Annotated in this window: 6 protein-coding genes; 2 read left to right on the top strand and 4 right to left on the bottom strand. The window is 58.9% G+C overall.

The features are described 5' to 3' along the window. Positions 1 to 637: hypothetical protein (locus AB4043_RS12390; protein ID WP_442307170.1), on the bottom strand; the 637-nt coding region annotated here is incomplete at its 3' end. A 185-nt stretch (positions 638 to 822) separates the two neighbouring features. Between AB4043_RS12390 and trpE the strand changes: the two genes are divergently transcribed. Continuing rightward, complete coding sequence (gene trpE, locus AB4043_RS12385) at positions 823 to 2,319, top strand: anthranilate synthase component I (RefSeq protein WP_442300191.1); 1,497 nt, start codon at positions 823 to 825, stop codon at positions 2,317 to 2,319. A gap of 84 nt (positions 2,320 to 2,403) precedes the next feature. On the opposite strand, the gene AB4043_RS12380 is transcribed toward trpE, so the two are convergent. The 3 genes from AB4043_RS12380 to AB4043_RS12370 all read right to left on the bottom strand — a co-directional run bounded on the left by AB4043_RS12380 (position 2,404) and on the right by AB4043_RS12370 (position 4,631). Beyond that, positions 2,404 to 2,715, bottom strand: a complete 312-nt coding sequence (locus tag AB4043_RS12380) for a hypothetical protein (protein WP_442300190.1) — start codon at positions 2,713 to 2,715, stop codon at positions 2,404 to 2,406. Beyond that, a complete protein-coding gene (locus AB4043_RS12375; RefSeq protein WP_442307169.1) occupies positions 2,716 to 3,363 on the bottom strand; it encodes an RNA polymerase sigma factor in 648 nt (215 codons plus the stop codon). It lies immediately after the preceding gene. 227 nt (positions 3,364 to 3,590) lie between these two features. Then, on the bottom strand, positions 3,591 to 4,631 hold the full coding sequence (locus AB4043_RS12370; protein WP_442300188.1) for a ThiF family adenylyltransferase: 1,041 nt from the start codon (positions 4,629 to 4,631) through the stop codon (positions 3,591 to 3,593). A 237-nt stretch (positions 4,632 to 4,868) separates the two neighbouring features. On the opposite strand from AB4043_RS12370, the gene AB4043_RS12365 reads away from it, so the two are divergent. Beyond that, positions 4,869 to 5,614: POTRA domain-containing protein (locus AB4043_RS12365; RefSeq protein WP_442307168.1), on the top strand; the 746-nt coding region annotated here is incomplete at its 3' end.

Below are 5,614 nucleotides of genomic sequence, written 5' to 3'. Positions count from 1 at the left end.
GAATCCAGGTAGCGCGGTGGATTCTTTTCAGCGTGATGAGGTCATAGACCATGATGGCTGCCAGCAGTCCGAAAAGAACAAGCGACTGCTTCAGGCCGGTCAGGCTGGGCCATACCGTGTACGGAAAGCGCCCGACGGCGGCATCCAGAATAGCGATCGTTGCGATCATGATCAGGCGCTTGTGAGCCTGGGGCGTGCGGCGGGCCAGGTAGCTCCATCCGGCAAACCACGCGAAAAGCCCCGCGCCTGTGACCGGAACGATGAAGAAGGTCAGCGGATCGAGACCTGAGCCGGGAGGAGACATGTTCCGCCGCAATGCGTCAAGAGCAGCGGCCACGGCAATGACGACCCAGGCCGCTGCCAGGCCGAAGCCCCACACGCCTACGGTCATGTGCAGTTTTACCTTGCGGGCGCTGATCAGGCCAATCTGGACGATCAGGGTGATCAGCCACAGCGTCGCCGCGATGGCGTGGACGTGAATTGTTGGGCTGGGAAGTTTGGCGTGGACCATGCCGGCCGCGTAATAGGTTTTTGAGAATCCGAGCCAAACCAGCAGAAGCATCAAACCGCACAGCAAGGGAAAGAAGACACGGTCGGGATGTACCGGCCGTTTTACAGCCACAGCAGTCGTTGCCACGGAGTATTTCTCCTGTAGGTGTAGGTTAGGGATTCGTTATCTATGGGCGTTTTCCGCAATGAAAACGCCCCTGCACTCCCCTTCCGGGCGACCCAGCAACAGGAGAAATGCTCTAGCGTTCATCCTTTGTGGATTTTGGGAATTTACCAAGCCCTTCCGGCAGAGCAGATTTACCATAAGCCTTGATGCCGTCCGACGCTACAACTTTTCCATCGCAGAAGGATTTCGTCCGTCTGGCGAAATCGCACACCCTGGTTCCGGTCTACCGCACGGTGACCGCCGATCTTGAGACTCCTGTCTCCGCCTTCCTGCGCATCGCCGCCGAGGAGCCGGAGGCATTTCTACTGGAGTCCGTTGAAGGCGGCGAGCGCATTGGCCGCTACACCTTCATCGGGATTCAGCCCTATCGCCGCATGACCTCTCGCGGAACGTCGATTACCGTCACGGAAGGGAAACGGACGCGGAACTTCACCGGCGATATCTTCACAGAGCTGAAAGCAGCGCTGACGGCCCACAAACCGGCCAAGCTGCCCGCTCTGCCTCCGTTTACTGCAGGGGCCGTAGGCTTCTTCAGCTACGACGTCGTTCGCCAGATCGAGCGCCTGCCGGAGCTCGCCGACGACGAACTGCATGTGCCGGATGCCTGCCTGATGTTCTTCGATCAGGTGCTGGCCTTCGACCATGTAAAGAAGGCGATCCATCTGATTGTGACTGCGGACGTGACCAAAACCTCTCCGGCGGCAGCATACAAACGCTCGGAGAGCCGGCTGAACGCGCTGGAAAAACGCCTGCATACGTCACTGAAGCGGACGCGGAAGCGGAAGAACGAGGCGAAGCTCGAGATCAAGCCAAGGACCCGGAAGGCTCAGTTCCTTAAGGCTGTGGAAAAGACCAAGGAATATATCGCGGCCGGCGACATCTTCCAGTGCGTTCTGTCGCAACGCTTCGACGTCACCCCAGGTGTGGATGCCTTTGAGGTCTATCGTTCGCTGCGTATCGTCAATCCCAGCCCGTACATGTACTTTCTCCGTTTCCCGATGGACGGTGTCCCGGCGCATATCGTCGGCTCATCGCCGGAACTACTGGTGCGCGTTCACGGATCGAAGGTGGAGTACCGTCCGATCGCAGGCACGCAGCCACGGGCGGAAGACCCGGCGGAGGATCTCGCGCTGGAGCTGCATATGCGCCAGGACCCGAAGGAGGTCGCTGAGCATGTGATGCTGGTCGACCTGGGCCGTAACGACGTGGGCCGCGTCTCCGAGTTCGGGTCGGTCAAGGTGACGGATCTGATGTTCGTCGAGCGTTATTCGCACGTCATGCACATGGTCAGCTCGATCGAAGGTACCCTCCGCGACGGTCTCAACCCGATGGACGCCTTCCGTGCGTGTTTCCCCGCGGGCACTCTGTCGGGTGCGCCGAAGATCCGCGCCATGGAGGTGATTGAGGAGCTGGAGCCGTCACGCCGCGGCGTATACGGCGGCAGTGTGCTGTATGCGGATTTCTCCGGAAATCTCGACTCCTGCATCGCGATCCGTACATTGTTCATGCATGGCAAAGAGGGCCATATCCAGGCCGGCGCCGGCATTGTGGCCGATTCCGTGCCGGAGAAGGAGTTCCAGGAGAGCGTAAACAAGGCGCGTGCAGTGGTGCGGGCCATTGAGAGGGCTCGGACGCAGGTGTAAGCGGCAGGACATCTCGGGATTGGGTTTTCAAAACAGAAAAGGGCGCAGCATTCGCTGCGCCCTTTGTTATCCGCTGAAACGCGATCAGCGCGGTGAATGACCGTTCGGTTTGCCGCCGCCTTCATCCCCGTTCGTGCCGGCCAGCGCCGTCTGGATGTTATTCCAGACATCTTCGGAAGGATCGATGTCGCTACCAGGATCAAGCAGCATGCGGGCCTGCTCTGCGATGTATTCCAGGTCGCGGACTAGCGCGGAGCAGGTCGGGCACGTGCTCAGGTGCTGCGCGTAGACGGGATCGTCCGAGAGTCTGCCTCCCTTGGAATTAGCAAAGAGCTCAGGGAGCTGTTCCTGGAACTCCGCGCAATCGATCGTGCGGATTGGAGTGGAATCGGACACTTAAGCGACCTCCTGCCGGGTAGCCATCTCACTCTGCTTAAGTAATTCGCGGAGCTTGAGGCGGGCCTTATGCAACTGGGATTTGGAATTGCCGGTAGAACACTCAAGCATGGCGGCAATCTCATTGTGCTCATAGCCTTCAATGTCATGCAACACGARGACCAGACGGTATCCCGGGGGAAGGGTAGCAATAGCGCGTTCAAGCGCGACACGATCGACGGAGCCTGAGAGCTGGGGATCAGCGGTGCCGAAGTCACGCTTCGGTGCATCTTCCTCGCTGGGATTGATGGTCTCTTCAAGAGAGACGAGCTGTAGCCCCTTCTTGCGTAGATGCATCAGCACCAGATTGACGGTCAGACGGTGCAGCCAGGTCGAAAACGCGCTCTCCCCGCGGAAGCTGCCGAGCTTGCGAAAGAGATGCAGAAACGCTTCCTGGGTCATGTCTTCGGCTTCAGAAACATTGCCGAGCATACGAAGGCACAGTGTGTACACGCGCCGCTTGTGTAGCGCATAGAGTTTGGCAAATGCGTCGGGGTCACCGTTTTTGGCCCGCTCCAGGGCATCTGCCTCGCCAGCGATGGGCGGATTACGCTTAAACATGCCTGGCGTTGCGTTCGTCTGGGTCATCGTCCTGCCTTGAAGTTGCATGGGTTATGGCTTCTTGGAACCGGGTTAGGTACGTAAAAGTCATACGCCAGGAAACCAATAGTACAGCATGTCGGTACGATTGGCTGAAAACAAACTGGCGCCTTCGGAGGCTTACTCCGTTAGAGGCGACGATAGAAGTGTGAGTTGCCTGACGAAGACCTCCGGCCTTCGGCGAACCATTGCAAAGCATTGAGAGATAAAGCTTTCCCCGTAGATGCTCTCAGGCTCTACGAGCCGATATAACGGGCATAGAGAGTACGGGCCTGCACTGGATCGGTCGTGCCCTGAATCAGCGCGCGTCCATCGGGAAAGACCGTGATCGTAAACGGCGGGCGCTCAAATCGCAGCAGCAACTCGTTGGAACGGATCGTGCCGTGGGGCGCCAGGCGGGCCGCCAGCTCGGCGAAATCGACGGGCCGGTTGTGCTCGTGGATCTGGACGGAGTTTCGGCCACAGAGGGTGATGTGAGGGCGAGCCTCACCGGCCAGGTGAACAAACTGCCGTTTACCGCAGACCTCACACTCGGAATCTGGCCTGGCCGAAGAGATCTCGCTGCGCTCATTGGTCCACAGATCGTAAGAGAGCAGGGTACGGCGCATGGCATTGAGATCGCCGATGAGATATTTCAGTGTCTCCGTCACCTGCAGCGACGCGGCGAAGTTCACGGCGGTATTAAGAATGCCGGCGGTATCGCAGGTCTCGACCGTACCTGAAGGCGGCTTGGGGAAGAGGCAGGCGAGGCAAGCTGTCTGTCCGGGAAGGATGTTCATGCTGGCGGCATAGGAGCCGATGGCGGCCGCATAGATCCAGGGAACAGCCTGCTCGATGGAATAGTCGTTGATCAGATAGCGCGTCTCGAAGTTGTCGGTGGCATCCAGAACAATCTGCGCGCCGTTGAGAAGTTCATGAATATTGCCGGGGACCAGGTCCGCAATGTGTGCGTGGATGGCAATCTGGGAATTGAAGGCCGCAATGCGCCGACGGGCGGCCTCGGCTTTGGGGGTAGCGTTGCGCGCATCCTCTTCTTCAAAGAGGACCTGGCGCTGCAGGTTGGACTCTTCAACAAAGTCGCGGTCGATGAGGGTTAGYGTACCCACTCCGGCGCGCGCCAGCAGGGCAGCGGCCGCCGCGCCGGTCGCGCCGCAGCCCACGATGGCTACATGTGCCGCGGCAATCTTCTCCTGTCCTGCCGCGCCAATGGGCGCAAACAGGACCTGCCGGGAGTAGCGTTCGGCAATCGTCTCGGAAGTGGCTGAAAGGACAGGCACGACAACCCTTAGTATAGGGAAAGTTCGTAGTCTCTGTTGGTTGACATCCAGAGTCGTCGTTGCATCCAACTGAGAACTGTGAGTGGAGCGGTAGACAGTGTTCTGTGTGGGGCTGAAAAGCCCGTGTCGCCGTGTCGCAGGAAAGCAGGGAAGGGGCGCAGGGCCGACGTGTTTGGGATGAGGAGCAGACGGTCATCGAAGCGGAGCGTAATCGCGTGCCTATTGCTGGGGTGCGCGGTGAACCTGGCCCATTCCCAGGCGATAGACCAGGCGTTTGTCTCTGCCGGAGGATCCGATCAGCAAACGACCACCGCGCCCACGCCCACAAGCGGTATCTGGAATCTGCGCGGACTGAAGGTCGACAAGATCGAATTCGAAGGCGTGACCCTGGAACAGCAGCAAGGGTTGGTATCGGAGCTTCCCGTCCATGAAAACCAGGTGCTTGATCCGGCAAGTCTCCAGGAGATGACGCGACGCCTGTATAGCTCGGGCCTCTATCGGGATATTGAACTGAGGGGCGTGCGGCATGGCGATTCAGTGACGTTGATCTTCTATGGGACGTCGCGCTACTTTGTGGGCCGGATCGACATTCTGGGAGTCAACAATGAACGCCTGACCAGCATTCTGGAGTATGCGTCGCAGTTACAGCCGGGCACGCCCTTTCAAGAGGAAAAGGTCGTCGCAGGCGTGGATGGCATCAAACAGTCGCTGCAGCAGAACGGTTACTACCAGCCTACGGTTACACCCGCGACCAAGGTGGATGAAGAGGGTAAGCAGGTAGACGTCTCCTATACGGTACAGATCGGACCGCAGGCGCGTGTCGGGCAGGTGGCGCTTTCAGGCGATCCGGGAATGACGCTTGAGGATTTCCGGAAACGCGGCAAGTTGAAGGAAAAGACCAAGGTCAACCGTGACACGATCTCGAACGCGTTCACGCGGCTGCGTAAGAACTATCAGAAGAAAGATCATCTGGAGGCGATTGT

The organism is Terriglobus sp. YAF25, assembly GCF_052113305.1.
Taxonomy (GTDB): Bacteria; Acidobacteriota; Terriglobia; order Terriglobales; family Acidobacteriaceae; genus Terriglobus.
Note: the sequence above shows the minus strand (reverse complement) of the source record. Positions and strands in the feature narration are given on the sequence as shown.

Bases quoted from the DNA above. Each gene is read 5' to 3' on its own strand.
- trpE (WP_442300191.1), top strand. From the start codon at position 823: ATGCCGTCCGACGCTACAACTTTTCCATCGCAGAAGGATTTCGTCCGT.